Origin of the sequence: Gardnerella vaginalis (assembly GCF_001546485.1) — a bacterium.
In the GTDB taxonomy this organism is placed as follows: domain Bacteria; phylum Actinomycetota; class Actinomycetes; order Actinomycetales; family Bifidobacteriaceae; genus Bifidobacterium; species Bifidobacterium vaginale_D.
Window position 1 is genome coordinate 2,237 of record NZ_KQ956850.1, and the last position, 25,326, is coordinate 27,562.

The window sequence follows — 25,326 nt, forward strand, 5'->3', positions numbered from 1 at the left end:
AGAAGTATTTGAAGAGACAGGTCTTAATTACGAGGTCGATCATCTTGCTGTCATACACGAGAACTTCTTCATCGGCAGCTCCGGCTTAAAAGGAGTAGACTTCCATGAGCTGACATTCTACTACATGATGAAACCCATGGGCAAAAGAGATTTTACGAGCCATAGCACTACAGAGGCAGGTGCTAAAGAGACAATGCATTGGTTACCTATAGATGAGCTTGATAAGTGCAAGGCTTACCCGACATTTATGAAAGAATATCTTAAATCGGAGCATAGTGGAATAGAGCATATAATTTCAGATGAAAGATATTAATGAATCCCGCTATTATGGCAAGAGATTGTTACATAAACATTATTTCATTGAAATTAACAAATAACCGCCAATGATATATTACAATAATTAACAGTACCCGACGCGCCTCTTAACAATGCGAACCAAATCGGGTCTTTTGATTTTTGGTCTATAACCCGATATTTAACAAGGAAGTTGTTCAAGTGGCGAATAGTAGGAAGTTTGTAGCAAAAACGAAAGATGTTAGCTTAACGGTCAGAAGAGCTGATTCTTTTAGTATTAGTTATGTTAATTGTGAAAAAGATATATTTTGTGTTGAAGAAAATCAAGACGGTATAAAGTTCGTTCAAACAGAAAAAGTGTCGGCTTTTTACTGGCTTAAGTGGCTTGCTAAAGGCAGTCCTGAGGTCATTGTTACGTTGCCGGAGAATGTTGATTTTTGTGAGATTGAAGCTGAGTCGAATCAAGTATTAGTAGCAGATATTAAAGCTGACAAGATTTATGCAGAAGTTCATAACGGCAGGGTGGAAGCAAGGAATGTTCAGGCGAATGATGTTTTTCTAAAGTGTCTTAATGGTTCTGCTGTGGTGAATAATGTTAAGGTTGTTGTTTCTTGCATGGTGGATACGTTAAATGGTACGAGTGTTTTAGAGGGAGAAATTACCAAGGGTGCATGTCTTGAAGTAGTTTGTGAGAATGGTATGGCTGAAGTTTGTGATAAGCATAAAGCAGATCTTGGGCGCAAAACAAATGGATGTGCTCACTATGCTGTGCACTGCTTGAATGGAAAAGCTGTAGTGAAGTAATACTGTTGTGGTGTTTTATGTCCGCTACTTTGACTAGTCGCACGAAATAGAGTTTGGCATATTCTAAAAATGTTTTTAAATGTTGGAGTATTAGGCTTGGTGATTTTTAATCCAAGTGTAAAGGTCATTTTCATTTGCCTTGCCTGATGCAACTTTGAGAATAATATCAATCAGTTCTTCATCTTTATAAGACAACATAATGTTGTTGAGTGCCAGAAAGATTAGCATGACATGTGTGCCGATACGCTTGTTTCCATCTATAAAAGGGTGGTTCTTTATAAGACCAAAAGCTAGACGTGCTGCCTTATCTAAGACAGATGGGAAAAGTTCATTCTCGTCAAATGTTTGCAGTGGAGTCTTTAATGCAGAATCAAGCATTCCTACATCTCGGATACCTGAAGAACCACCACTTGCTTCAATCAGAGCCTGGTGAAGTTTAATCACCTGTTCTCGTGTTAGATACTTCATTTAGCAAGTTCCTCATAAACTTTTTTGTTCTTTTTGATGAACATGTTGGATAAAGCCATAACTTCATCGTCTGCTGGAACAGTAACTTTTTCAGTTTTGGCTTTTGGGAACTCTAAAATCACATAGCGTGGAGCGTTGTTTTTCAAAATAACAGCTGATCCGTATGTGTCAACAAGTCGTGCAACCTTGGAAAAGTTTTGATTTGCTTCGGAAATAGAAACGAGCGTGTCTGTATTTACATTCATATCAATAACCTCCATTTTTAGAAGAATTATAGCATATATTTTAGGATAAATAAATCCTAAGTATTTTGAGAGTTATTTTATAAATGCCATATAGCCTATGTGTGCTCTAGTTGCTTGTGTTTTTGGGGAACAAATCGGTTAAATAATCGTAGAAAAGTTCCCTACATTATTTGCATTCTTATACTGTTACAGTTGGTAACTATAGTGTTTCACCTTGTTTCTTTTCCGCTGTAAATTATTTGTTAGTTTGTAATTAGGCGGTATCTCAATCAAATGTTTCAATACTAATTTGGTTTCCGTCAAGTAATTTCATGATGTGTAATAACTGATTTGAAAGGAGTTGTGTTATGAGTAGTGTTATATCTTTGGGAGAAAAAATTAAAAAGGCTCGTCTGGAAGCCGGGTTGACGCAGGAGGAGCTCTCGGAATTATTGATGGTATCTCGTGCTGCTGTAGCAAAATGGGAAACGAATCGGGGTTTGCCGGATATCGAGAATCTGAAATTTATTGCATCTGCTCTAAGCGTGAGTGTTGATTATCTTTTGGATGAGAACAATAGTGTCGATTTTTCTATTACTAAGAAGCCTATTAATCTCAATAAATATGGTTTCGACGGTAGGTTGAGCAGTTTTAAGAAGCTGAAAATTAAAGAGCAGATTGTCCTAGATGAATATCCTGACTCAGAAATCAATATGCTAACTGTTGTTAAGACTTATAACAGTTCATCTGAGAAAATGGTTGATAATTTTGTTGGATGGTTTTCTACTCTCCTTGGAGGATTGCCATTGTTTGGCACATATGATTTCAGTAAAGCTGTTTCCACTCTTGGGGCTGATCAGTATTATTTGGTGGATAAAAAAGATAAGCAGTATTTCGTGCTTATAACCGATGAGTATATTATTAGCAGAATTATGGGAGTGGCGTTTAATAGTAAAAAATTCCGTATTGGAGATAAAGAATTTATGAAGGTTGGTAAGCTTCGTAATAAGTAGTAAATGGGTGGGTGGGTCTGGTTTTAATATTTTTTCTCATAATATTTGTTGATAAAAAACATGATTAATGGAGAAAAGGCGACTGAAATAGCTAAAAGAGCAGCTGGTAAATATGCCTTTGTTATAAATGCAATTATGGCAATTATTCCCATTAGGTGCATCAGTATGAATGCCATTGTTGCATTTACTTTATCTTTGATTTTCTCGTTTCTTTCATCGTTCACATTTATTTTGTAGTTGTGGTCTTTTTTCATCATCTTATAGTGCATGATTTTTACGTGTGAAAGTGAGATAATCGCAACAAAAACAACCGACAATGCAATTTCTACGGATTCGTTCAGTTTAAGAGTGAGTGCAAGAATTAATCCGCAAATTCCTATTACATATCCTATGTACCAAAAATTCTGGGTTTTCTGTTTTTTCATTTTTTATCTTCCTCGTAGATAAATATTTCTTCGATTGTTAAATTAAAGTACTTAGCAATTTTGTATGCCAATATGATTGATGGGTTGTATCTTCCATTTTCCAAAGAACCGACTGTCTGTCTTGATACTTCGAGTGCGTCAGCAAGTTCTTCTTGGGTTATGCCTTTTTCTTTTCTAATTTGTTCAAGTCTATTTTTCACATTACATTCTCCTTCCTAATGGAAAGTTAGCTTTACATATAGGATAATCTTTTCGAGAGTAAATGTCAAGTTAGCTTTCCATTGGATTTAATTTCGATAATGTTGTTTGCAAAGTTTCATAGTATTCAAGAGAGTAAGAAAAATAGAAGTATATTTTCTTTCAGATACTATTTCAGATAGTATTGTTCTTATGTGTAACAGTAGTGAGCTTTCGGCAAGTAACAGTGAAAATGTGTTAGTAGATTTTACTGAAAAACTTCTTGTGGATGTTAAAGATTTTAACAATAACAACAATAAAGTATTAAGTGTTCCCGTATCTGAATTATTGAATTTTGGATCTGGTTTATCGTCATTAATTCCTGCATGTAATACAGTTACTCAAACAATAACCATTCCTACGGATGGTCTTTATAAGATTGCTAATAAAGCTGCAGGTGATACTCTAAAATACGCAAAAAATGGGAATCTATGGGGATCTTTAAGAAAAGCTGATGGTGGTTCTAGAATGATGCAGATTTCAAAGATGGAGTCTTTGCAAGGTTCTATGAAAACAGTATCTGCGTTTAATCCTGCTCTTTTAATGATGGCCGTGGCTATTTATTCTATTGAAAAAGATATGAAAAAGATTAAAGAGACGCAGGAAAAGATACTTACCTTTATGGAAGTTGAGAATGAGTCACAGATTGAGGCAGATGTTGAGTCATTGATGGGGATTGCTTCTACTTATAAGTGCAGTTGGGATAATGAAATTTCTGTTACGAATAATCATAAGCTTGTTATCGATATTAAGAATCGTGCTAGAAAGAACATTATTGCTTATCAGAAAAAGATTACTGATATTCTTCTGTTAAGGAAGTTTATTGTGTCTAAAAGTAACGTAAATTCGACGTTGTCTGATTTAGGGAAAAAGTTTAAGTATTACAGATTGTCGTTGTATATTTTCTCTCTATCATCTTTGATGGAAATAATGTTAAGTGAAAATTTTGCGGAAGAGTACATTAGTAATGCAGAAAATGAGATAAAGAAATTGTCTGATGACTACTGTGAGAAATTTGAAAAAAGCTCTTTATATTTAGAAAAACTTGGTAATTCGGAAGTAGAAGTCAATGTTGTGAAAGCTATAGGTACTGCTGGTACTGCTGTTGGTAAGTTAATTGGTGGTATTCCTTTAGTTAAAGATGGTTCTGTTGATGAGTTTTTACAAGATAAAGGAAACGGATTACATGAAAATGCTAATGCAATGGGAGTAAAAGCAGTGAAGGAGTTTGCTGTTTTGCGTAATCCGGAAACAAAAGTGTTTGTGGAAAAAATGGAGGATATAACTCAAATCTACAATCGTACTTCGCAAATATGTGTTGATAAAGAAAAAATATATTTGTTGTAAGTCATATATTATTTCATGTTGTGAGAAAACGTTTAATGCGTTGATGTCAAAGGCTGATTAGGTGGGTGTGTTTTATAACGTTCGAAATTACGCTATTTCATTCGTTACTTTTTAACCCAAATCGCGCATTAGTTATTTGGGTCGTTAACAATGTTTTCTATATTTCTGCCTGAGTAGAATATGCGAATAACTGTTACAGTCATTTGGTTTTCGTCTACTTGGTAGAAAACAGTGTAGTTGTCGACTGGAACTCTGCGTATTTCTTTAGAACACCACGGCTCCCACTCTACAAGCTGATAGCACATAGGCATAGTGTTAAGAGAACGTATAGCATGCTTAATGCGGTTGACTTGTTTTTCCGCCGTTTTTGGAACTTTTAAATTAAAGCGAATGTATTCGTATAGCCCAGTGAGATCAAGGAACGCTTGCGGAGAATAAATGACGCTATAGGTTGTGCTCATACGCCGTATTCCTTAGCGAAGAATTGGTCTACTTCATCTGCACTGTATTGTTTGCCAGTTGAAATAGAGTCGATGCCTTTTTGTAATTCTTTATCCAACTCGGCTCTTGTTAAGCTGCCTAAAGCAAGCGGTTTTTCTTGCTTATTAGTCGGCAGACGAAGTTCAAATGGCATGCCTTTTTGTAAAACAATCTGGCTGTAAAGCATTTGGATTGCTGAAGATGGTGTTATTCCAAGCTGGTTCAATATGCTTTCAGCATTTTCTTTAAGATTTGTATCGATTCTTGCATATACAGCGTTTGTGTTTGTCATTGTGCTCGCGTCCTTTCTGACCTTATTTTACAAAATGTTTGCAAGCATACGCAAGCAGATGAAAGCAAAAGTTTAATCACTATTCAGATTATGACTTCACATTGTTGTATCTTCGGATTCAAAATCAAGCTATTAAGCCAATCTTAAACCTTTTTGCAATATTTTCTTATCGTTAGAAAGTTTAGCGTGTGGCGGCTTTAAGCTTGGTTAGTACGATTTTAGATGCGATTTTGCTATTTTATCAGTTATAACTTATAAATTATCGATTTTGTTATTAAATTTCACTTATAGGTGTGATGAACTGTGATTAGTTAAGTGGTTATAAGTGTATTCGAAAAGCCTGCACTTATTGGAAAAATAAAAAATTTTCTTTAATAAAGCTTGTATGTATGGTTTTTTTTTAATAGTAATACTATTAAAGCTAAACAGACTATTATGGATTCTAATTTTAATAAAATTGCATATTAGAAATAAGGAGCACGTATGCGACTAATTAGACCAGATAAGAAATATATCCAAAGTTATATAGAAGCGAATGAAGAAGATGAAATTTTTAGACCGAATGCAGAAAGACGTTTTAGAAATTATGAGACCATTATAGAGAGTTCTTATAACTATGAGCATGGTATAAATTTACCTGAAAATTATGTTAAAGCTACTACATTTTGGCTGATAGATAATGAAAAATTTATTGGTGAAATTAATATTAGGCATGAATTAAATTCTTTTTTAATTAACTATGGTGGTCACATAGGATACGAAGTTAGACAATCTGAATGTATGAAGGGCTATGGAACAAAAATGCTTTCTATGGCACTTACATATTGTAAAGAGACTTTGAATCTACATAAAATTTTGATTACATGCGATGATGACAATATCGGATCGATACGAGTTATAGAAAATAATGGTGGAATTTTAGAAAACAAAGTGAAAAATAGCTTATCAAGAGGAAATGTTACGACAAGAAGGTATTGGATTAATATATAGGGAAAATATTAAATTTTATCTATACTGACCACTCAATCGTGGCTTAGGACAATTTTTTAGACATTTTGTATAATCAAAGCACTATATTCCGTGATTGCATTTTCTGGAGAAAGATGATGAGTGAGACGAATGTAAGGCCAGTGCTTTTCAAGCATGCTTTTTGGGATAATGTGATTATAGAAACTGTTGCTGGCGTTTGCACGCTTATTATTGCGCTGCTTGTACAGCAGTTCGTAGGGCACCACGTACTAGGTTGGGAAACTGTGGTCATACTCGCGTTGAGTGTTGTGGTGTTTTCGCTGCTAAGTGCAGCGTATCTGCAGTGGTATAGGCATCGCAGGCCGGATGACGGGTATTTGCTTATTGGAATCATCGATTTTGTGCTCAGGCTTCTGGTGACCTCTGGTATTGCTTTATTGCTTGTTTCAAATACTACGCTGCTAAGCATTATTATTGGTGCAACAATCACCAGTGTGTTGCTGTTTGTTTTAGAAAAGCCTTGGCAGCCAGGTATGACGGATGCGCAATTACAGGAAGCTTCAAAGAAATCGGTTGAGCTTGGCGTTCAAATGCTTGAAGAAGAACGCGTAAAGCGCGCCGAGGTGAGAAACATGATTGCATTACAGCATGCGAGTGCAGGTAAAACAGACACTCCTAGAGGCGTGTCTTTAACATTTTCCTCGTTAATCGTTGCGAATATGTTGATGGAAGCAGTATATGCTGTTGTTACATTTTTGCTTGCATTGATGCTGCAATGGTGGATGCTTGGTACTATCGTTGGCTGGCGAACGCTACTCGTCATATTCTTCGGCAATATGCTATTTTCTTGCGCGGCGGCTGAGGTTATGGTTCTGATGGGTGCATTGAAGGCTGATCAACAGAAATGCCTAACAAAAAGTTGGCCTTTTTTGACTACTGCTGTATTGCTTAGACTGCTGATTTTCGGTGTTCTCGCTTGGCTTCTTACACCGAGTTTGGTATGGGTGAGCGTAGTCGTTGGTATTGTACTTACCAATATTATTCTCGTTATCAAGTGGAACCCTAAAAGGTGAATTTTTAATTTGTTTCGTTTATAATAGAAACAAATGTAAAAAATGATAAATTTATCGACTATAATCGAAAAAGACTTGCAGCTGAGAATTTGGTGTTTATCTATGCACCCAGGGTGGTTTATGCAAAAGTAACTATAAAAGTAATTACAATAGAAGTCCAAAAAAGTCCTAGTTTTTGCTGCAAGAATCCCCGTGAAAGGGATAGCATAACCCTATTTCTATTTGTTACAAGTAAAACTTAGAACACCTTATACATTTTATGTGTTATCAAAAATAACAACAACAATTGTATGGCAAAAAATTATTGGATAGAATGAGTGTTAAACCTATTTGGTGTTCGACTCCGTGGAGTAAGTGAGGAGGATATTCTTATGTACAAGGTTCTTATGTTCGTGCTGAAGTTGGTTATGTTTACAGCTGTGAATTTTATGTTCCTTTACTTGTCGATGGTGGTATACGGCCATGATTTTGGTGTGATGTTCAAAACGTATGGGAATGCGCTCGGTCCGTTTACGTTCATGCTTGCTTTGATGACAACGATGTTGTTGCCTAATGAAGGAACTATTTTTGAGGGTAAGCGGCAAAAAGTGTGCTAAAAAACCGAGTTTTCGTTGAAATACCAAGGAAAACTTGCTGTAGTTAAGCTAAAAAGGCTTAACATTTAGTATTACTTGACATTGAAAACAAAAGGGGCTTAGGACAATTTTTAGACATTTTGTGCAACCATAGTACGATGTTCCATAATTGTCTTTTAAGCCCCATTTTAATTCTGTGATTGTTGTAAAAATCAATATAAGTATGAATAGCTTGACGTAATTCTTCTGTGCTATCCCAGCTACTGCGACTTAGATAACAAATTGCGAAAAAGTTATGCATTGAGAACGTTATTTGCAATTTTTATATTGCGAGCATGCTGTTAGCGATTAAGCCCTCACTTTGGTGTAAATTCATTTCCTTCCCTTTATCTGCTATTTTTATGTTCAAACTCAAACGAGAAAATAAGCGGGGCTTCCTACCATCACGGCGCTTGATCGTACTATCTGATGCAGTAATGCGAACATAAAAATCGTGTATGACAGTCAAAAAATCCCATTCATGTAAATTGTGTTGCAATATGCGATACAGTATTTTATGGTATGTGTATGGAGGTTGATTGATATGGCATTCGTGAACTTAACGTTGTACGTCAGTCTTGCAACAACGCTTTCTTAAGGTCTTCCATAGAAGAATACGATGGTGCGTTAGGGTCTCTGGAAATTCTTCTAGCTTCTTCCATAGCAGCCAGTGTTTCAGTGTTATATTGTGGCTGCTTAATTATGAATGGGAAACCGCCTTCCATTATGGAAGTTCGTAAGAAAATATTGATAGCATCAGTGACGGAAATTCCGAAGCTGCCAAATAAGTCTTCAGCACTTTGTTTTACACTTGGTTCAATACGTATGTTGATGTTTGCAGTTTTAGACATATTATTACCTCCAACTACTTATATTGTATTGCAAATGTTAAACAAATGTTTTGTGGTTGCTTGTATTTGAGTTTTTGACGTAATACTCATATAATTTTCCACGTAAAGCACATTTAAGTTTATGAGGTGTTGCGCTATGACTGCCCAAATGATCGCTAGTCTTAAGAACGGTTTGAAAGGCATATAAAAGCACATAAAACAGCTTAAGATACATATTCTTTAGCAGTATTAAACACGCATTGCACATGATGTTTGTCATTATGTTTGCACGTGCGCGTTGGTTTTTGCATGTTTTTGCATGTTTTTGCATGTTTTTGCGCGTTCTTATCGTTCTTATAAGCAAGCGTTATCTTTTTATCTAACTGATTTTCATTGTTGAAATTTATTCAATAACAGTAAGAATGAAACTTTAATAACAAGTAAGAACGAAGCAATAATAATGAATAATAATATAGAAAATGCAACTAATAGTCGCGATAACAATAATAAGCAGTCAGCTAGCAACTTAATATTGCGTATTGATAATGTAACAAGATCTTATTCTCGTGGATTTGGCCGTAAGAAGACAACTCGCCAAGTTTTACATAACGTATCTTTTGATATTCATTCTGGTGAAATATTTTGCTTGCTTGGTCCAAATGGTGCAGGTAAAACAACTACCGTGAAAATTGTTGGTACGTTGTTGGCTCCTGATAATGGTAGTGTTCGTATTGCCGATATTGATGCTGTGAGTAATCCTCGAGAAGCACGTAAGCACGTGTCGTTACTTCTTGGAGGTGAGCGAGGATTTTATCAAAGGTTAAGTGCATTAGATAATCTTCGTTATTTTGCGGATCTTTCCGCTGTTCCATATAGGGAGCAAGGAAAGCGTATTCACGATGCTCTTGAGCAAGTTGATTTACTTGATAAAGCTCATGATGTTGTTCAAACTTTTTCAAGGGGAATGTGGCAGAGGTTGCATATTGCTCGATCGCTGGTTGCTAGAACGGATCTTATGCTTTTAGATGAGCCTACCACTGGTTTGGATCCTGAAAATGCTAGGAAAGTACGTGAAATTATTCATGCTTTACGAGATCAAGGAATAGCGATTTTGTTAACTACGCATGAGATGAGTGAGGCTGAAAAATTAGCTGATACTGTTGCTGTAATAAATCACGGTAATATTATCGCTCAGGGAAGTGTTCAGCAGTTGGCTTCTTTGCAGCATATTGATCATGTAACAATGTACGCGTATGACGGTGAAGTATCAAGCGGAACTCCTAGTGTTAAGGAAGAATTGCAAAAACTTGATGGAGTGTTGTGGTGTGATGTTTTTGAATCGCATGGAGTGTTAAATATTACTATCGCGTGGAGTAAAACATTATCTCAAGAACGAAATATTAAAATTCCTGTTGATGGGATTACGCGTTTAGGTGATCGCGCTGCAAGTTTGGAAGAAACGTATCTTGCTATTGTGCAAAATGATAATATTTCTGCGTCAAATATTTCTACTTCTTCTTCTGCTGCTGCGCCGTCTTCTTCGTCTTCTTCACTTTCATTGAGTAAGTAGGAGGCTTAATATGAATACTTCTGCTCATTCATACGCTTCTGTGATTCGTGGCATGTGGTTTCAGCTTAAAAGCTTAGCAAAAACAACGTTTTTCTTGCAAAATGCGATACTTGCTCCAGTATGTTTTGCGTTGATGAAAATTGTTGCATACTATGGTTTTTCTCATAATTGTGCCAACTTCCTTAATAATATTTGGGTTGATTCTTCTATAGCTGGATTATGGTCTGCTACAACTACTGCTGTTGGAATTATTGGATACCAGCGTTATTTAGGAACATTACAATATTTAACTTTAAGTGTTATATCACCTTCTGCAGTGTTTCTTCCTATTGTAGGATCCGCAGCTTTACTTGGTTGTATTGGTATGCCGCTTGCGATTATTACCGTTGCTGTTTTCTGCCATGGGTTCTTTATGATAACATTCACGCAGTTAGTTGGATACTTACTTTCTATGCTTGCTTGCGTAGCTTCTGCTGCATTATTATCTGGAATTTTTGTATTATGCCGTAAAGCTACAGTTTATGAAGGTTTGATTTTAATTCCGGTATGGATGCTTTGTGGAATAGTGATTCCTGTAGAATCAATGCCATTGCCTGCTCGCATTATTGCGTTTATTCATCCGCTTACGTCTGCAGTGTGGGTGGCTCATGCGCAATCGTTTAATGCTACTACTGTGTTAGCAATTGTGTTATGTATTGTATTATCCAGCGTTCTGCTTGTTATTGCAGGTTTCATGTTACGTCATGCTATTCGACTTGCAACGCTTAATGGAAGTTTGAACATAATATGATACGAAATAATAATCAGGTTGAAACTATGCAAAATAAAATTATTCAAAATAGTAAGTACGCTGAATTGCATCAATATAATCAATATTCACAGTATGGTCACGTGAGCGTGTTATCTAGTATACGAACTGGCGCAAGAGTGAGTATACAGAGTATACCTAGCTTAAATAGTTGGAATACTGCTGTTATTCGTATGATTGTTGAGCCTCTTTTATCCACGTTCTTATACGTTTTTCTAGCTGGAGCTGTGAGCGGAGGCTTCAATGGAGCAGCTAGTTATGCGACTAGCGCGGGTTTTAATCATAGTTTGATTGCTTCAACTCTTGCTGCTGTGATGGGAGCGTGTTCTATTTCTACAAGTATGACTGTGTCAGAGGCGCTAGCATGGGATCGTTTTGAAGGCACAACACCATTCGTGCTTACAAGCGCGAAAGTTGCATTACCATTATGGTTCGGTCGTATCATTGCGCTCGTGACTATTTCTTTAGTGAGTGATGCTGTGACTTTGTTTATAACAATGCTTGTAGTAAGCCCGAGTGCTTTCTTTGTGATTAATATGAGCGCGTTGATGCTGTTGTTCCTTATTGTTCCTGTTGCTTCTACGGGATTTGGTATTGCTATAGCTGCTATAAGCATGATGATGAATGATGTTTATACTATTTCTAACGCGCTTAGTGCAATACTTCCTATTGTTTGTGGTGTGATTGCTCCAATTAGCGTATTTCCTAAGATGATGCAATACGTGTTATACGTGATTCCAGTAACTCATGTTACTCAAGCATCTCGTAGTATAATTGATGGTTCTGTAAATGTTGGCGTATCGCTACTTGTGATTCTTATTGTTGGCATGTTATGGGCAATTGTTGGTGTGATCATATGGAATATTGGTGTGGCGGTTCAACAGTGTAAAGGTACTTTAACAAATATAGGGTTTTAGGTAATAAATATGTGAATTTAGTTAATTAAATAAGGATTTTATTAGTGGGTATAGGGGTGGGTGATACTAAAAGCATGTTGATTATTGCGTAAGATTGTTCAGCAAGTTATTAAGCCAATCTTAAACCTTTTAACGATAGCTTTTCCTATCGTTAAAAGGTGCCAAAATTTTATGCAATTGTTTTGTTGTTATTTTTGCTTTTTCTTTAAACGAGAGTATAGTGTTACCAAATTTGTAAAATAAGCTATTGGATTTGTGTAGTTTGTAGTGAATTATTTAAGTTGGATAGCAATTTGCAAGTAATCATGCGAGTAGTTATGTAAGTTTGCATGTAAGTATTCATGTAAGTTTGCATTATTTTGCAAGAGTTTTAGGGGAGAGCTGGTTGCTGTGAAGACGATTTTTAGCAAAGATAATATTTTTATTCGTATGAGATCTATTAGTCCTGCATTGCGATGGGCGCTGGTTGGCTTCTGTTTTTCTATGCTTGGCAATCAAGCGTATGAAGGATCGGTTTTGCCTTCGATTATTATTGTTGGCTTGCCGGCTTGGGTGATTGGTTTTCGTAAGACTTTCATGACGGTTGCCGATTTTCTTTCGCCATGCTCTGGTTGGATTGTTGATAAGCTTGGTGGTTTTCGCGCTCTTGCAATGACTGAAGGTGTAGAAGGCGTGCTCAGTTTGCTACCGCTTCTTATGCTTGGCTCTCCTGCGTGGAAGTGGTCGCTTGTTGCTCTTTCTTGCGCGTTGTTGATTACTGGTCAAGTGATTGATATTGCCAGTGAAGTTTTCGAGGTTGATGCTGCAGGCGGCGATGACGGCATGATTGTAAACTACAGCGGCATTGTAAGCGTTTTGGCGAGTGTTACAGGAACCTTGCTCGGCTCTCCGCTTGGATCTTGGATTGCAAGCTGGTCGATTCCTGCGGTTTTGATTTTCTCGTCCGTGACTTCTTTTGCGGCTTGTGCTACGCGATTTATTATGAAACAAGACATTGCGCAAGCATCTAACGAAGTAGAGGGAGCGTCGCAAGATGTAGAGAATGAATCGCAAGCGATTAGTGAAGAAGGAGAAGTATCGCAAGTATCGCAAGAAAATGACGTTGCCAACAAATCTACAGCTAAGCAATCTGTGAATCCATTACTCAAGAGTAAAATCATGCTTCTTGCTGGATCTCTTTTGGTTGCTTTTATTCCTGCATGCTCTGTTTCTTATATTCTTCTTGGTCTTGGTAAGCAATATGGTTCTAACTCTTTGACGATATTGTATATTTTCACTGGTGTAGGAAGCGTGCTTGCGTCCGTTTTGTATGCGCATTCGTCTCAAAAACTCGGTTTAAGAAAAGTTGCGATTTTAGGTATTGCTGTGAGCCTGCTTGCTTATTGCCTTATGTTTATTAATCTTTTGCCAATGATGTGCTTTGCATTCTTACTTGAAGCTATTGGCGGAATGCTACTAGTAGAGCCGATTATTGTTGCGCGTCAGATTCTGTTTAAAGGAAGTACTCTCGCTAAGTTTTCTGGTTGGGCGCGCCTCGCGTTTGCGATTGGTGCTACTACTGGTTCGTGGATTGGATTTGCATTCTCGTCTACGTTCCAATGGCAGCTTTTGCCTATACTCGCGCTGATTTTCACAGCAGGATTGCTGATTGTTTTACCGCAGTTACCGAACACGAGTTATGTCACAGACTAGGGTGCGATGCTATTTCATAATTCAATAGTTGTGATTTTACTCAAATATACTTGCTGAATCGACACAACATAGAAATCTAACAATTTGCATATATATGCATACCTATGTATAATCTGTAAAAAATAAAAAATAAAAATCTTGCAAGTGTAAATACAAATAAAAGAGTATAAAATATTCTGCACAACTTATAATACAGGAGACTCTTATGCACAAGATTATTCAAAAGTGGAATAGTATTGACCTTATTCTGCGCATTGTCATTGGTCTTTTTCTCGGTGCTGCACTTGGTATTTTTGTGCCTGCTCACGTTTATGTGCTTGATCTTATGGGAAAGCTATTTGTGAGCGCACTTAAATCTGTTGCTCCGATTTTGGTGTTTTGCTTGGTGATTGGCGCGCTGGCGAAAGCAAAAAGTGTTGGCAACATGAGGCTCGTAATCGTGTTGTACGCGCTATCTACGTTTACTGCAAGCCTTGTAGCTGTATGTGCGGCTATGATTTTCCCTGTTAATTTCACTTTTGCGCATGTTGAAGCAGCATCTTCGCCGTCTCCTCAAGGAATCGGTGAAGTTCTTAATTCTCTTGTGTTAAATATTGTTGTCAATCCGGTAGATGCCCTTGCTAAGGGTAACTTTATTGGCATTCTTTTCTGGGCAATTGCGTTTGGTGTTGCCCTTCGCTTAGCTGAACCTTCTACCAAAGCATTCTTCGATAATGTTTCGTCTGCTATTGGAAAAATTGTTCACTGGATTATTAATGCAGCACCTTTTGGCATCATGGGTCTTGTGTATACAACAGTGGCAAGCAATGGTCTTCGCATTTTTAGTGAGTATGGTTCCGTTATTGCCTTGTTAGTTTGCACAATGGCTGTTGTTGCTCTGATTGTTAATCCTATTTTGGTCTTCCTTCTTACTCGCAAGAATCCGTATCCTCTTGTTTTTAGAACTTTGCGTGATTCGGGTGTCACAGCGTTCTTCATGCGTTCTTCTGCTGCGAATATTCCTGTAAATATGAATTTGTGTGAAAAGCTTGGATTTAACAAAGACAATTATTCTGTTTCGATACCGCTTGGTTCAACTATTAATATGAGTGGAGCTGCTATAACGATTTCTATTATGGCTTTGTGTGCTGCGCATACACTTGGTATTTACGTTGATATTCCAACGGCTGTGATTTTATCTGTACTTTCTGCAGTTTCTGCTGCAGGTGCATCTGGTGTAGCAGGTGGTTCGCTTTTGCTTATACCTCTTGCATGCTCGTCGTTTGGTATTTCAAACGATATTGCTATGCAGGTAGTTGCTATCGGTCTTATTATTGGCGTTATTCAAGATTCTTGCGAAACTGCACTTAATTCTTCCACAGATGTTCTCTTTACAGCAGTTGGCGAATATCGCATGTGGCAGCATGCGGGTCTTAAATTTGTAATGGGTAAGGATCACGAGACTGTGCAGCTTAAAAAGTAGCTGTTGTTAAGTATTCTTCTTAGTGCACGTTCTTACGTTTATGCGTTTTATGAGCGTGCGCTTTTTGCTATATTTTGTGGGGTGTTATTGTAAATGAATTTAGCAGACGTGCAAATAAAAGAGTACGAAAAGTATAATAGCAAAGATATTTTAAGGCTGTATGATTCCGTTGGCTGGTCTGCGTATACAGATGATTTAGTCGCTTTGGAACATGGTTTTAACAATTCACTCAAGGTTTTAGCTGCATATAAAAATGATGAGCTAGTTGGCATTGTTAGGGCTGTTGGTGACGGGTATACGGTTGTTTTTATTCAGGATATTCTTGTCTTGCCTGAGTATCAAAGGCAGGGGATAGGGTCTGCTTTGTTAAAGGCGATTGTGGATCGTTATCCTCATGTTCGTCAAATCCAATTGACCACGGATTGTACTGAAAAAACTATTGCTTTTTATAAATCAGCTGGTTTTATTGAGTTTTCAGAAATCGATTGCTGCGGTTTTATAAAAGACAGAACATGATACAGTCGTTTTATCACTATTGGGTAAGGAATAGCAAAATAGCGAAAATAGCGAAATAGCGAAATAGTAGAAGTGGAATCAGCATTTTTAGTGCGCATTAGGCTTTAGGAAAGTGGTAGGTTGTGTTGGCAGGAATGCTTCGGTTAATCCACGCATTTGCTGCGATTATGCTTCCGCTGCCAATTGTGGTTTCGCCGCCTAAGATTGTTGCGTTTGCGTAAATTACTACGTTGTCACCAATATTAGGGTGGCGCTTTCCGCCTTTTACAGGATTTCCATCCTCGTCTAGCGCAAAACTTTTTGCACCCAGCGTTACGCCTTGGTAAAGCTTAACATGCTCGCCGATTACAGTTGTTTCGCCGATTACAATGCCGGTTCCGTGATCAATGCAAAAATATGCGCCAATTTTCGCGCCTGGATGAATGTCGATTCCGGTTTTTCTGTGTGCATATTCGCTCATAAGTCTAGGAATTAGCGGTACGTTAAGTTCGTAGAGTGCATGAGCTGTGCGGTGAATAAGCATTGCATAAAAACCTGGGTATGCGAGTGTTACTTCTACTTTGCTTGTGCAAGCAGGATCGCCTTCGTATATGGCTTGAATATCTGTTAAAAGTAACTTTTTAATTGTAGGAAGAGTATTTATAAATTGATCGCAAATTTCTCGAATTTTAACTGCGTCGTTTGTGTAGGATTGAAGTTCGTGGAATATAATGCGTTCTATAGTGTCTAGTGCGTTTGAAGTAACGGTATACAAACTAGCGTTATTATTCAAACTAGCGTTGAGTTGCGTAGTATTATTGCTTTCATTGCGCACATGCAACTCAGGCAAAAGTAACACCTGAGTCGCATGTATGAGCGCAATAATATTGTGATAGTTAGGTATGAATGTAGCTTGCCTTATGTCAGAATCATGAATTGAGTTGAGTTTGCTTATAAGGTCAAGATGCTCATTCATACATTAATCTCCAGTATTTTTATTTTCTTTATTTCTTCTTATTTTCTAGTTTTGATTACTAACTAATATTGTCATTTATTATTTAATCAAAACTTGTGTGCTTATAGTAGTTCTCCTAAAGGTATTTAGTCTTCAAATAATGCGGTAGACAAGTATCGATCTCCGGAATCTGGCAGTATTGCAACGATAGTTTTGCCCGCATTTTCTTCTCTTTTTGCTTCTTGGATTGCTGTCCAAACTGCAGCTCCGGAAGAAATACCTACGAGCACGCCTTCCTTTTTGCTTATAAGCTTACCACTTTCGATTGCGTCTTCATTTGTTACATGAACAATGCGATCGTAAATGTTTTGGTTGAGCACATCTGGCACGAATCCTGCGCCGATTCCTTGAATCTTGTGTGCTCCTGGCTTGCCGCCTGCGAGCACAGGGGAGTCGGCTGGCTCTACTGCGATTACTTCAAGATGCGGATTTTGCTCCTTTAAATATGTGCCAGTACCCGTGATCGTGCCGCCAGTTCCAACGCCAGCGATAAGAATATCCACGTTTCCGTCAGTGTCTTGCCAAATTTCTGGGCCGGTTGTGTTGTAGTGTGCGTGCACATTTGCTTGGTTGGTAAATTGTCCTGGAGTCCACGCGTTTGGCGTGTTTTCAACGATTTCTTTCGCCTTGGCAATTGCGCCTTTCATTCCTTCTGCAGCTAGGGTGAGCACGAGTTCAGCTCCGTATGCTTTCATAAGTTTTCGGCGTTCAATAGACATGCTTTCTGGCATGACGATAATGCTTTTGTATCCTTTTGTTTGAGATATCATTGCAAGACCAATACCTGTGTTTCCGGAAGTTGGCTCAACAATTACTGAGCCTGGTTTGAGAGTTCCTGCGGCTTCTGCTTCTTCAATCATCTGCTTTGCGATGCGGTCTTTTACGGAACCTGCTGGGTTGAAGTATTCGAGTTTTACGAGGATTTTTGCTTGAAGATTGTGCTCTTTTTCAATGTGAGTAAGCTCCAGAAGTGGAGTGTGACCTACGAGTTCTTGCACGGACTGGTAGATGTTAGACATAATATTTCCCCTTACTTGTTTGTTTTGTTTTGTTTAATTTTGTTTGTTTTTAATTTTTTAAAAATAATTTTTATTAATAAAGCGACTATTGCTTATTAGTTGTTTCTAACGATGCCATTTATTCGTTTTAATATTTAATCCGTATCAATTTTTATTTTTTAACATTTTATATTCGAATTTTGGCATAAAAAAAGAAACAGCGCGCTGTTTCTTGAATCGTAATTTGCTGTGTTTTAACGTAAATGCTTTTAACACAGGCTAGATGTTATGCACAGTCAGTGCTTGAAAACATCATTTCGATTAAGAAATGCGCAACAGCATACGTTACAACAACAATTTGTCATCATATTTGTATGATACATGTGCACTCCTTTACTCGTCGAAATGGTGATAAGTGAAGACTATAGCGAATGGATTTGTGTTTGTCAAACTTTGATTTGTACTACTTTTTCTGCGTGAGTGTCTGATTCTGGCTGTTTTGGGGCACTGGTGCAGATTGCGTTCTGCGTTATTGTCTCATTTTGTCTATCTTCGGACATTAATGCAGTTTGCGCGCTGCGTGAGTGTCTCTGTTTGGCACTAGTGGTCATTAGGTGCAAAATTGCAGAGATTGGCTACTTTAAGGCGGTGAAGAAAATTGCCGCAAACGGCAAAATCTTCACTGGTATTTATTAGATGCGTATCTCAATAGCAGATGTATATCTCACTGACATGTGCGTATCTCAATAACTTTAACTTACAGTATGTCAACCCAGTTTTGTCTAGCATGAAGTATTCTATGCACCATAACTGTTTTGTTCTCTTCGCAAATTTTATAGAAGATTACATATTTTTTAACGAAACATCTTCTAAAGTTTTTGCTACTTAGGTAATCATCGTTCGCCAGTCTGTATCGATACGGCATTGTTGATAGGTTTGAAACAGTGGCTTCTACGTTATCGAGGAATTCGGCTGCTGTAATTGGTGAGTCTAGATTGTGCGCAATGTAATGAACTATGTCTTGCAAATCTTTGTGGTAACTTTGCGAAACGATTATTGCGTATTTTTGGTTATTTTGCGCCATTGTTGAGTTCTTCTCTTAAGCTTCGCATTGATTCTTCAAAAGATAATGTGCGATTGTTACTAAAATCAGACTCGCTTTGAGAGAGTGACCTGTACAGTTCATATTTGCTCATGAACTTGTTGAATAAGTCAATACTCATTACAGCTAAGTCTCCGCGACCGTTTTTTGTAATGAAAACTGGCTCTTTTGTTTCGTGACAGAATGTTGATATCTCGTTGTAGTTATTGCGTAAATCTGTGCTTGACTTAATAGTTGGCATCGTGCGAGTCCTTTGAGATGATTGTTATTTCGTTATTTTTGGCTATTTTATTATTTTTTTGAATGAGCTTATCTAGTTTGCTTTATGTATATAAATAAATTATCAACATAGTTTAATGTAATATAAAGATATTATATGATTATTTCTTTAGATTATTGACTTTGATTGTTTGATTTCCATAATGCTAGTAGCCAATCGTTGCAAATTTGCAGTGATTGGCTACTTTGTTGTTGGTTTGCGCATTTGATACGTTTATGCTGATATTACATATGAGATCAGCGTTTTAATTTGATTTTTTTTTAACTCTATGCTTATTATTTCTAGCAAGCATTATGTATAAGTGTGTTTAAGCATTTATATGTGTTGTCAAGTAGATAAGCATGACCAATCAGGATAAGTATGATAGTGTAGCTTTCAATGCTTTGTAGCGAGTGAATAAGCAAATAGCTTATGAAGATGCTAGCTGCGAAAATGCTATTAGAGAAGAGATAGTAGAAATAGTATAGATATAAAGGAAGTGAGAGGTAGCGAGAATGAGTAAAACTGACAACGCGGCAAATCAGCAATCATCCACACTGCATCCCGACGTAAAAAATTACGTAAAACTATTTTTCAAAGAAAACAAGTTTGTAGCTTTTCTTTCGATGATAGTTTTTATTGCCTTGTCTATGATTTTCACTGCTATTTCTTGGCTTTTGCAAATTATTTTCGACTATATGTCTGGCAAAGGAGCCTTCTCTTTAACTACTATTTTGCTGCTTGTCGCTTCCTTTATGCTGGTAATCTCCCTGATTTTTGCGTTGAAGCGCAGTGCGTACCCTCGCTTTCTTGAAAAAGCAATGAATCAGTATAAAGAGTCTGTTATTAAGAAGCTTTTAAAGAAGAGTTATAGTGATTTTTCGCTTGCGAATTCCGGCACGTATCTTTCTGTACTTACTAATGATTGCGAGCGTATTCAAGAAAAGTATTTGAAGAAGATTTTTGACTTTGCTCAAGACGTTCTTATGCTTGTAAGTTCGCTGGCTCTTATGATTTACTATAGTCCGCTGCTCACTGTTATTGCTCTTATTATTTCTGTGCTTCCTATGGCGTGCTCAATTCTTACAGCTAGCGGAATTGCCACTCGAGAGGAGCAGGTTTCTAAGTCGAATGAGTCTTACACTGCTTTAACGAAGGATGTTTTGAACGGAGTTTCAGTTATTAAGAGTTTTAAGGCGGAGCAGGAGGTTATTGATCGCTACAAGAATCAGTCGATGGAGCTTGAGCATACGAAGAATCTTCGCGAAAAAACGATGACTACTGTTTCTGCTCTTGGCACGATTTCAAGTCTTGGGACTCAGCTTGGCGTGATGCTTGTTGGTGCTTGGATGGTTAACGCTCATGTTGGCGTTATTACTGCTGGCATGGTTTTAGCTTTCACTAATTTGATGAATGGCGTTCTTCAGCCTATTGCAACTCTTCCGCAAATGCTTGGCGAGATGAAGGGTGCTAAGAGGCTTATTAGTAAGATGGCTGATTATATGAGTAACGCTAAGGAAGATTCTGGCGAGATTATTGACGATTCTATTAAAAGTGTTGTTTTGCGAGATGTTTCGTATTCTTATGATGCGGATCATAAAGTTTTGAAAAATGTAAATCTAACTTTGCAAGCTGGAAAATCTTATGCAATAGTAGGACCTTCTGGAGCTGGTAAGAGTAGTTTGATTAATCTGCTTATGGGATACTACAAGGATTATGAAGGTAGTGTGAAGCTGAATAATCACGAGCTTAGCAATGTAAGCAAGAGTTCGCTTTACGATAAGACTACTCTTATGCAGCAGTCTGTGTTTATGTTTGATGCTTCGATTTTAGATAATATTACGCTTTTTAAGCCGTTCCCGAATGCGGAAGTTAATCGCGTGATTCACTTGGCTGGTTTGGATGATTTGATTGCTGCTAAAGGCAAGGATTATCAGTGTGGCGAGAATGGTAGTCATCTTTCTGGCGGCGAAAAGCAGCGTATTGCTATTGCGCGAAGCTTGCTTAAAAAGTCCGAGATTCTGTTGGTTGATGAGGCAACGAGTGCGTTAGATAACGAGACGAGCGCGAACGTAACGCAGTCTATTCTGGATTTGCAAGGAATTCTTCGACTTGTGGTAACTCACCGCTTGGATGCTAATTCGCTTAAGCAATATGATGAGATTCTTGTGATGAAAAGCGGCGAACTTATTGAGCGCGGAAGCTTTGAGGACCTTATGAATCAGAAAGCTTACTTCTACTCGCTTTACACTGTGTCTATGTGAGGATGTTGACTGGCTTGTTGAAATGTGCTGAGCAATTTAGCGCAATAGATCCTGAGCCAGTGTTAGTGGCCATTAGGTGCAAATTTGCAGCGATTGGCTACTTTGAGATATTGAGAGTTTAAATTATCCAGATTATAATAGTAGCCATCAAGTGCAAAATTGCAGCGATTGGCCACTTTGTGGTTGGCTACTTTGTGGTTGGCTGATCTTGGATTGTCCACTTTACAATTGGCTAATCTTGATTCGGTCACTTATGCATACTTTGTCGCAGTGCTTGCGGAAATATTTGCATAGAAATAAGAGCTTTGTGCCACAGCACGTTTGCACAATACTTATTGAAAGGATGCTAGATATGCCTGTTAAAGAAATAAAGAGAGACTATTATATTCAAAAGCTCGATTCGACGAAAAATAATGGTCTTATCAAGGTAATATCCGGCATGCGTAGATGTGGTAAAACGTATATTTTAATGAAACTATTTTATGACCATTTGATTGCGGATGGTGTAGAAGATGATCATATTATTCGCATAGCATTGGACGATAGAAGAAATAAGGACTTGCGTAATCCTGATAATATTCTTGCACATATTGATGAGCTTCTGAAAGACGATAAGACATACTATCTGTTTATTGATGAAGTTCAAATGATGGATGATTTTGTAGATGTGCTTAATAGTTTTTTGCATATCAGTAATCTAGATGTTTACGTTAGCGGTAGTAATTCTAAATTCCTTTCGTCGGATATCGTTACAGAGTTTAGAGGAAGAAGCGATCAGATTAGAATTTATCCTCTTTCGTTTTCTGAATTCATGTCTGTTCGTGAAGAGGATGAGCGGGATGCTTGGGAAGAATATTGGAGATTTGGCGGTCTTCCTCAAGTTGTTTTAATGGAAAGCGATGAGCAAAAACGCGAGTTCCTTCAATCAGTTTTTGAAAACACTTATAAAAGAGATATTCTTGACCGTCATGCAATACGAAAAAGAAGTGAACTTGATGATGTTACTAGAGTAATCGCTTCTTCTATTGGAGCTTTAACTAGCACTAGAAAAATCGTTCAAACGTTTAAATCTGTTTCACAGGTTTCGACTACAAGAACGACTGTTGAGAGATATATCTCTTATCTAGAAGATTCATTCCTTTTAGAGAGCGCTATTCGATATGACATTAAAGGCAGGAAGTATATAGGTAGTCCTGTGAAGTATTATTTTACGGATCTTGGCGTAAGGAACGCGCTTCTCGGCTTTAGGCAGATGGAAGAAACTCACATAATGGAAAATGTTATTTACAACGAGTTAAAACGTCTTGGTTACAAGGTGGATGTTGGTAGTGTGCAAGTTAGTGAAGTGAATAAAAATGGTAAATCAGTTCGCAAACAAACGGAAGTTGATTTTGTTGTAAATATGGCAGATCAAAGATTTTATATTCAATCTGCGCTTGCGCTACCTACTAGAGAGAAGACGTTGCAAGAAGAGAAATCTTTGATGAATATTAGTGATGCGTTCCGTAAGATTATTCTTGTTGGTGGGAGCGTAAAGCCTTGGCATACTGAGGAAGGCGTTCTTGTATTGGGATTGCTGAATTTCCTTCTTAATCCTGAAACTATTTATAAGTAAGGCATTGCGATTTTTTACACCTGAGCTGGTGCTAGTAACCATTAGGAGTAGTTTTTCCTTCTGTGTTAGTGTCTCTGTTTGACTTAGTGGTCATTAAGTGCAGATTTGCAGTGATTGGCTACTTTGTGATTTTTGTACGATAATGTGCGTGCTGGTACATAGGATTGAGTTGCTTGTAGGATGGAGCTGATCGTATGGAGGAGCTGATTGTATGGCAGAATATGATTTACCGATTTTAGAGTATGATTCCGATAAAAGCGCAGTTTTAATGCCAAATCACGATAATATTTCTGTTCAGCTTCCATCTAAAGCGGTTTTTGCTTTCTTGGGCGATGAAATTGATCAGTATGCTTTAAGTAGAAAAGCTACGATTGTAGCAAATTTTGAATCTGCAACTAAAGTATATCCGATATATGTTTTGGAAGAAAAAGTAGGAAATGCAGTAAGAGAAAATACAGGCAGCGAAGTAGAAGAAGAAACGCAAAAAATCTGCTTAGTGCAGGCTCCAGTTGGCGCTCCTGCCGCTGTTCAGATCTTAGATTGGTTGATTTCTTACGGTGTTAGCGAAGTTGTTAGTGCTGGTTCTTGCGGATCGCTAGTTGATTATGCGGAAAACGTTTTTCTGGTTCCGTATAAAGCTTTAAGGGATGAGGGGACTTCTTATCATTATTTGCCTCCAAGTCGTTATGTTGATGTTTCAGAGCGTTCAAGGCGTGCTATTTTGCAAACTTTGCAGGCGCATAATTTGCCTTATCATGAAGTTAAAACGTGGACTACGGATGGGTTTTTTCGTGAGACTAAGACGAAAGTTGCTAGTCGTAAGCAGGAGGGATGCGCGGTTGTTGAAATGGAGTGTTCTGCTTTAGCTGCATGTGCACAAATGCGCGGGATTGTTTGGGGTGAAATTCTTTACACTGCAGATACTTTGCACGATGTTGAAAATTATGATGAGCGTAATTGGGGTGGGGACTCTAAAGCGTATGCGCTTGAGCTTTGTATTGAAGCAGCGTTGCGTATTTGATGCGTTTATGCTGATATTACATGTTGAATCAGCGTAAACGTGTCATTAAGTATTGTTGTGCTGTAATCGCAGAATCCTATCAGCATAATCATGATAGTAATCGTAATAGTAAAATTTAATATAATTCATCCAATCGTGCTAATATAATTTACAATATATGCACGAAAGGACGGTGACTATTATCACTACATTATTAAACGCTAATGGTAGCAATATGGTTACTTTAAAAGAAGCAAAATCTTGCGGACTGTCAAAATACAAGTTTTATAAATTTGTTAAAGATAATGAACTAGAACAGTTAAGCGGTGGAATATATGCGTCTAAAGACTCGTGGGTAGATGAGTTGCTCCTTATTCATAAGCGTTCACCATCCGCTGTTTTTTCTCACGACGAAGCTTTCTTTTATCATGGATTAGTTGATATGGAGCCAATTACTCACACTATTACTGTTTATAGTGGTTTTAATGCTCACCGACTGAAAGCATCGTGCAATGTGAAAGTTTATAGCGTAAAAAAGGAATTGCTTGAAGTTGGAAAGATTTTAGTCACGGATAATCTCGGTAATAAAGTGCCAATGTATAATCTCGAAAGAACTGTCTGTGACGCGTTTAGAAGCAGAAATTTAATTGAAATTCAAGAATTTAATACAATCTTGAAATCCTATATTGCTAGACCAGACAAAGATCTCAATTTGTTAATGGAGTATGCGAAACTTTTTAGAGTAAACAATGTTGTTCGCAAGTATTTTGAGGTGTTACTATAAGTGAATTTAACTGATGCGCAAATAAGAGGTAGAATCAAAAACCTCGCCGAACAAAATAACGCAGATCCTCGTGTATTAATGCGTCTAACGTAGTCATGCGCTAGTGTCTATTAACTGCAGATTTGCAGCGATTGGCTACTTTTGGATTGACTGATTTGTGATTGGTTGATTGGGATTTAAAAATAAACGCCAGTAAAGTTTATTTTTAACTCTACTGGCGTTTATTAGTTATTTTCGTTATTAGTTATTTTCGTTTTTACTTGCTGTGTTTACCA

Annotated in this window: 28 protein-coding genes and 1 pseudogene; 17 read left to right on the forward strand and 12 right to left on the reverse strand. The window is 37.5% G+C overall.

All coding sequences use genetic code 11. From position 1 onward, the window contains the following. Positions 1-313, forward strand: a pseudogene (locus HMPREF3208_RS02130) (NUDIX hydrolase); the annotation flags it as partial. A 182-nt stretch (positions 314-495) separates the two neighbouring features. Next, complete coding sequence (locus HMPREF3208_RS02135; RefSeq protein ID WP_032814670.1) at positions 496-1,098, forward strand: DUF4097 family beta strand repeat-containing protein; 603 nt, start codon at positions 496-498, stop codon at positions 1,096-1,098. A 90-nt stretch (positions 1,099-1,188) separates the two neighbouring features. Here HMPREF3208_RS02135 and HMPREF3208_RS02140 read toward each other — a convergent pair whose 3' ends face one another. Then, positions 1,189-1,566 (reverse strand): type II toxin-antitoxin system death-on-curing family toxin, encoded by a 378-nt coding sequence (locus tag HMPREF3208_RS02140; RefSeq protein ID WP_016637472.1) that lies wholly within the window; start codon positions 1,564-1,566, stop codon positions 1,189-1,191. Beyond that, positions 1,563-1,811 carry a prevent-host-death protein gene (locus HMPREF3208_RS02145; RefSeq protein WP_004128496.1) on the reverse strand — a complete coding sequence of 83 codons (249 nt, stop codon included), beginning with the start codon at positions 1,809-1,811 and terminating at the stop codon, positions 1,563-1,565. The genes HMPREF3208_RS02140 and HMPREF3208_RS02145 overlap by 4 nt, the downstream gene beginning before the upstream one ends. A 347-nt stretch (positions 1,812-2,158) precedes the next feature. Between HMPREF3208_RS02145 and HMPREF3208_RS02150 the strand changes: the two genes are divergently transcribed. After that, on the forward strand, positions 2,159-2,803 hold the full coding sequence (locus HMPREF3208_RS02150) for a helix-turn-helix transcriptional regulator (RefSeq protein WP_016637470.1): 645 nt from the start codon (positions 2,159-2,161) through the stop codon (positions 2,801-2,803). Positions 2,804-2,826: 23 nt separating this feature from the next. On the opposite strand, the gene HMPREF3208_RS02155 is transcribed toward HMPREF3208_RS02150, so the two are convergent. Together HMPREF3208_RS02155 and HMPREF3208_RS02160 are read right to left on the reverse strand one after the other, a co-directional pair. Then, positions 2,827-3,228 carry a hypothetical protein gene (locus tag HMPREF3208_RS02155; protein WP_016637469.1) on the reverse strand — a complete coding sequence of 134 codons (402 nt, stop codon included), beginning with the start codon at positions 3,226-3,228 and terminating at the stop codon, positions 2,827-2,829. Further along, the gene (locus HMPREF3208_RS02160) at positions 3,225-3,428 is read right to left on the reverse strand and encodes a helix-turn-helix transcriptional regulator (protein ID WP_004113289.1); all 204 of its coding nucleotides are present in this window, start codon (positions 3,426-3,428) and stop codon (positions 3,225-3,227) included. The genes HMPREF3208_RS02155 and HMPREF3208_RS02160 overlap by 4 nt, the downstream gene beginning before the upstream one ends. A 190-nt stretch (positions 3,429-3,618) precedes the next feature. Here HMPREF3208_RS02160 and HMPREF3208_RS02165 point away from each other — a divergent pair, with 190 nt between their 5' ends. Then, positions 3,619-4,812: a hypothetical protein gene (locus HMPREF3208_RS02165; RefSeq protein WP_016637468.1), complete on the forward strand. Its 1,194-nt coding sequence runs from the start codon at positions 3,619-3,621 to the stop codon at positions 4,810-4,812. A 128-nt stretch (positions 4,813-4,940) separates the two neighbouring features. Here the strand turns inward: HMPREF3208_RS02165 and HMPREF3208_RS02170 are convergent, their stop codons facing one another. Together HMPREF3208_RS02170 and HMPREF3208_RS02175 are read right to left on the reverse strand one after the other, a co-directional pair. After that, the gene (locus HMPREF3208_RS02170) at positions 4,941-5,273 is read right to left on the reverse strand and encodes a type II toxin-antitoxin system RelE/ParE family toxin (RefSeq protein WP_064347015.1); all 333 of its coding nucleotides are present in this window, start codon (positions 5,271-5,273) and stop codon (positions 4,941-4,943) included. Further along, positions 5,270-5,584 carry a type II toxin-antitoxin system RelB/DinJ family antitoxin gene (locus HMPREF3208_RS02175; RefSeq protein ID WP_064347017.1) on the reverse strand — a complete coding sequence of 105 codons (315 nt, stop codon included), beginning with the start codon at positions 5,582-5,584 and terminating at the stop codon, positions 5,270-5,272. The genes HMPREF3208_RS02170 and HMPREF3208_RS02175 overlap by 4 nt, the downstream gene beginning before the upstream one ends. A gap of 483 nt (positions 5,585-6,067) precedes the next feature. Between HMPREF3208_RS02175 and HMPREF3208_RS02180 the strand changes: the two genes are divergently transcribed. From HMPREF3208_RS02180 to HMPREF3208_RS02190, 3 genes are all read left to right on the forward strand, one after another. Beyond that, on the forward strand, positions 6,068-6,574 hold the full coding sequence (locus tag HMPREF3208_RS02180; protein ID WP_064347021.1) for a GNAT family N-acetyltransferase: 507 nt from the start codon (positions 6,068-6,070) through the stop codon (positions 6,572-6,574). A gap of 116 nt (positions 6,575-6,690) precedes the next feature. After that, entirely contained in the window at positions 6,691-7,626 is a 936-nt protein-coding gene (locus HMPREF3208_RS02185; RefSeq protein ID WP_064347025.1) for a hypothetical protein, read from the forward strand. Between the two features lie 317 nt (positions 7,627-7,943). Beyond that, positions 7,944-8,222, forward strand: coding sequence for a hypothetical protein (locus HMPREF3208_RS02190; RefSeq protein ID WP_016637462.1), 279 nt, complete (start codon positions 7,944-7,946; stop codon positions 8,220-8,222). A 58-nt stretch (positions 8,223-8,280) separates the two neighbouring features. Here the strand turns inward: HMPREF3208_RS02190 and HMPREF3208_RS06985 are convergent, their stop codons facing one another. Next, positions 8,281-8,502, reverse strand: a complete 222-nt coding sequence (locus HMPREF3208_RS06985) for an IS3 family transposase (RefSeq protein WP_419471009.1) — start codon at positions 8,500-8,502, stop codon at positions 8,281-8,283. A gap of 310 nt (positions 8,503-8,812) precedes the next feature. Continuing rightward, positions 8,813-9,091 (reverse strand): type II toxin-antitoxin system RelB/DinJ family antitoxin, encoded by a 279-nt coding sequence (locus tag HMPREF3208_RS02195; protein ID WP_064347027.1) that lies wholly within the window; start codon positions 9,089-9,091, stop codon positions 8,813-8,815. A gap of 439 nt (positions 9,092-9,530) precedes the next feature. Here HMPREF3208_RS02195 and HMPREF3208_RS02205 point away from each other — a divergent pair, with 439 nt between their 5' ends. From HMPREF3208_RS02205 to HMPREF3208_RS02230, 6 genes are all read left to right on the forward strand, one after another. Then, positions 9,531-10,640, forward strand: a complete 1,110-nt coding sequence (locus HMPREF3208_RS02205) for an ABC transporter ATP-binding protein (protein WP_064347031.1) — start codon at positions 9,531-9,533, stop codon at positions 10,638-10,640. Between the two features lie 10 nt (positions 10,641-10,650). Beyond that, positions 10,651-11,430 carry a hypothetical protein gene (locus HMPREF3208_RS02210; RefSeq protein ID WP_064347033.1) on the forward strand — a complete coding sequence of 260 codons (780 nt, stop codon included), beginning with the start codon at positions 10,651-10,653 and terminating at the stop codon, positions 11,428-11,430. After that, complete coding sequence (locus HMPREF3208_RS02215) at positions 11,427-12,365, forward strand: ABC transporter permease (RefSeq protein WP_064347035.1); 939 nt, start codon at positions 11,427-11,429, stop codon at positions 12,363-12,365. The genes HMPREF3208_RS02210 and HMPREF3208_RS02215 overlap by 4 nt, the downstream gene beginning before the upstream one ends. A gap of 390 nt (positions 12,366-12,755) precedes the next feature. Beyond that, the gene (locus HMPREF3208_RS02220) at positions 12,756-14,057 is read left to right on the forward strand and encodes an MFS transporter (protein ID WP_064347037.1); all 1,302 of its coding nucleotides are present in this window, start codon (positions 12,756-12,758) and stop codon (positions 14,055-14,057) included. A 205-nt stretch (positions 14,058-14,262) separates the two neighbouring features. After that, the gene (gene sstT / locus HMPREF3208_RS02225) at positions 14,263-15,519 is read left to right on the forward strand and encodes a serine/threonine transporter SstT (protein WP_016637719.1); all 1,257 of its coding nucleotides are present in this window, start codon (positions 14,263-14,265) and stop codon (positions 15,517-15,519) included. A 93-nt stretch (positions 15,520-15,612) separates the two neighbouring features. Next, positions 15,613-16,035 carry a GNAT family N-acetyltransferase gene (locus HMPREF3208_RS02230; RefSeq protein WP_016637718.1) on the forward strand — a complete coding sequence of 141 codons (423 nt, stop codon included), beginning with the start codon at positions 15,613-15,615 and terminating at the stop codon, positions 16,033-16,035. 97 nt (positions 16,036-16,132) lie between these two features. Here HMPREF3208_RS02230 and epsC read toward each other — a convergent pair whose 3' ends face one another. The 4 genes from epsC to HMPREF3208_RS02250 all read right to left on the reverse strand — a co-directional run bounded on the left by epsC (position 16,133) and on the right by HMPREF3208_RS02250 (position 19,370). Beyond that, positions 16,133-16,990: a serine O-acetyltransferase EpsC gene (gene epsC / locus HMPREF3208_RS02235; protein WP_016637717.1), complete on the reverse strand. Its 858-nt coding sequence runs from the start codon at positions 16,988-16,990 to the stop codon at positions 16,133-16,135. A 125-nt stretch (positions 16,991-17,115) separates the two neighbouring features. Beyond that, positions 17,116-18,048 carry a cysteine synthase A gene (cysK, locus tag HMPREF3208_RS02240; RefSeq protein WP_016637716.1) on the reverse strand — a complete coding sequence of 311 codons (933 nt, stop codon included), beginning with the start codon at positions 18,046-18,048 and terminating at the stop codon, positions 17,116-17,118. Between the two features lie 736 nt (positions 18,049-18,784). Continuing rightward, positions 18,785-19,111 carry a type II toxin-antitoxin system RelE/ParE family toxin gene (locus tag HMPREF3208_RS02245; protein ID WP_016637715.1) on the reverse strand — a complete coding sequence of 109 codons (327 nt, stop codon included), beginning with the start codon at positions 19,109-19,111 and terminating at the stop codon, positions 18,785-18,787. Then, a complete protein-coding gene (locus HMPREF3208_RS02250) occupies positions 19,098-19,370 on the reverse strand; it encodes a type II toxin-antitoxin system Phd/YefM family antitoxin (protein ID WP_032814805.1) in 273 nt (90 codons plus the stop codon). Before HMPREF3208_RS02250 ends, HMPREF3208_RS02245 begins: the two co-directional genes overlap by 14 nt. Before the next feature lie 533 nt (positions 19,371-19,903). Here HMPREF3208_RS02250 and HMPREF3208_RS02255 point away from each other — a divergent pair. From HMPREF3208_RS02255 to HMPREF3208_RS02270, 4 genes are all read left to right on the forward strand, one after another. Beyond that, positions 19,904-21,652 (forward strand): ABC transporter ATP-binding protein, encoded by a 1,749-nt coding sequence (locus HMPREF3208_RS02255; protein ID WP_016637713.1) that lies wholly within the window; start codon positions 19,904-19,906, stop codon positions 21,650-21,652. Positions 21,653-22,004: 352 nt separating this feature from the next. Next, positions 22,005-23,267 (forward strand): ATP-binding protein, encoded by a 1,263-nt coding sequence (locus HMPREF3208_RS02260; RefSeq protein ID WP_032814807.1) that lies wholly within the window; start codon positions 22,005-22,007, stop codon positions 23,265-23,267. A gap of 211 nt (positions 23,268-23,478) precedes the next feature. Further along, positions 23,479-24,288 carry a nucleoside phosphorylase gene (locus HMPREF3208_RS02265; protein ID WP_016637711.1) on the forward strand — a complete coding sequence of 270 codons (810 nt, stop codon included), beginning with the start codon at positions 23,479-23,481 and terminating at the stop codon, positions 24,286-24,288. 214 nt (positions 24,289-24,502) lie between these two features. Further along, positions 24,503-25,051 (forward strand): type IV toxin-antitoxin system AbiEi family antitoxin domain-containing protein, encoded by a 549-nt coding sequence (locus HMPREF3208_RS02270; protein ID WP_230953057.1) that lies wholly within the window; start codon positions 24,503-24,505, stop codon positions 25,049-25,051. Positions 25,052-25,326: the final 275 nt, after the last annotated feature.

What these genes read in the sequence shown, in the direction of transcription:
- HMPREF3208_RS02230 (WP_016637718.1), top strand. Translation starts at nt 15,613, where the DNA reads ATGAATTTAGCAGACGTGCAAATAAAAGAGTACGAAAAGTATAATAGC.
- HMPREF3208_RS02185 (WP_064347025.1), top strand. Translation starts at nt 6,691, where the DNA reads ATGAGTGAGACGAATGTAAGGCCAGTGCTTTTCAAGCATGCTTTTTGG.
- HMPREF3208_RS02210 (WP_064347033.1), top strand. Translation starts at nt 10,651, where the DNA reads ATGAATACTTCTGCTCATTCATACGCTTCTGTGATTCGTGGCATGTGG.
- HMPREF3208_RS06985 (WP_419471009.1), bottom strand. Translation starts at nt 8,502, where the DNA reads ATGCATAACTTTTTCGCAATTTGTTATCTAAGTCGCAGTAGCTGGGAT.
- HMPREF3208_RS02205 (WP_064347031.1), top strand. Translation starts at nt 9,531, where the DNA reads ATGAATAATAATATAGAAAATGCAACTAATAGTCGCGATAACAATAAT.
- HMPREF3208_RS02255 (WP_016637713.1), top strand. Translation starts at nt 19,904, where the DNA reads ATGAGTAAAACTGACAACGCGGCAAATCAGCAATCATCCACACTGCAT.
- HMPREF3208_RS02265 (WP_016637711.1), top strand. Translation starts at nt 23,479, where the DNA reads ATGGCAGAATATGATTTACCGATTTTAGAGTATGATTCCGATAAAAGC.
- HMPREF3208_RS02195 (WP_064347027.1), bottom strand. Translation starts at nt 9,091, where the DNA reads ATGTCTAAAACTGCAAACATCAACATACGTATTGAACCAAGTGTAAAA.
- HMPREF3208_RS02180 (WP_064347021.1), top strand. Translation starts at nt 6,068, where the DNA reads ATGCGACTAATTAGACCAGATAAGAAATATATCCAAAGTTATATAGAA.
- HMPREF3208_RS02165 (WP_016637468.1), top strand. Translation starts at nt 3,619, where the DNA reads ATGTGTAACAGTAGTGAGCTTTCGGCAAGTAACAGTGAAAATGTGTTA.
- HMPREF3208_RS02175 (WP_064347017.1), bottom strand. Translation starts at nt 5,584, where the DNA reads ATGACAAACACAAACGCTGTATATGCAAGAATCGATACAAATCTTAAA.
- HMPREF3208_RS02245 (WP_016637715.1), bottom strand. Translation starts at nt 19,111, where the DNA reads ATGGCGCAAAATAACCAAAAATACGCAATAATCGTTTCGCAAAGTTAC.
- HMPREF3208_RS02215 (WP_064347035.1), top strand. Translation starts at nt 11,427, where the DNA reads ATGATACGAAATAATAATCAGGTTGAAACTATGCAAAATAAAATTATT.
- HMPREF3208_RS02260 (WP_032814807.1), top strand. Translation starts at nt 22,005, where the DNA reads ATGCCTGTTAAAGAAATAAAGAGAGACTATTATATTCAAAAGCTCGAT.
- HMPREF3208_RS02270 (WP_230953057.1), top strand. Translation starts at nt 24,503, where the DNA reads ATGGTTACTTTAAAAGAAGCAAAATCTTGCGGACTGTCAAAATACAAG.
- HMPREF3208_RS02145 (WP_004128496.1), bottom strand. Translation starts at nt 1,811, where the DNA reads ATGAATGTAAATACAGACACGCTCGTTTCTATTTCCGAAGCAAATCAA.
- HMPREF3208_RS02155 (WP_016637469.1), bottom strand. Translation starts at nt 3,228, where the DNA reads ATGAAAAAACAGAAAACCCAGAATTTTTGGTACATAGGATATGTAATA.
- HMPREF3208_RS02150 (WP_016637470.1), top strand. Translation starts at nt 2,159, where the DNA reads ATGAGTAGTGTTATATCTTTGGGAGAAAAAATTAAAAAGGCTCGTCTG.
- HMPREF3208_RS02250 (WP_032814805.1), bottom strand. Translation starts at nt 19,370, where the DNA reads ATGCCAACTATTAAGTCAAGCACAGATTTACGCAATAACTACAACGAG.
- HMPREF3208_RS02140 (WP_016637472.1), bottom strand. Translation starts at nt 1,566, where the DNA reads ATGAAGTATCTAACACGAGAACAGGTGATTAAACTTCACCAGGCTCTG.
- epsC (WP_016637717.1), bottom strand. Translation starts at nt 16,990, where the DNA reads ATGAATGAGCATCTTGACCTTATAAGCAAACTCAACTCAATTCATGAT.
- sstT (WP_016637719.1), top strand. Translation starts at nt 14,263, where the DNA reads ATGCACAAGATTATTCAAAAGTGGAATAGTATTGACCTTATTCTGCGC.
- HMPREF3208_RS02170 (WP_064347015.1), bottom strand. Translation starts at nt 5,273, where the DNA reads ATGAGCACAACCTATAGCGTCATTTATTCTCCGCAAGCGTTCCTTGAT.
- cysK (WP_016637716.1), bottom strand. Translation starts at nt 18,048, where the DNA reads ATGTCTAACATCTACCAGTCCGTGCAAGAACTCGTAGGTCACACTCCA.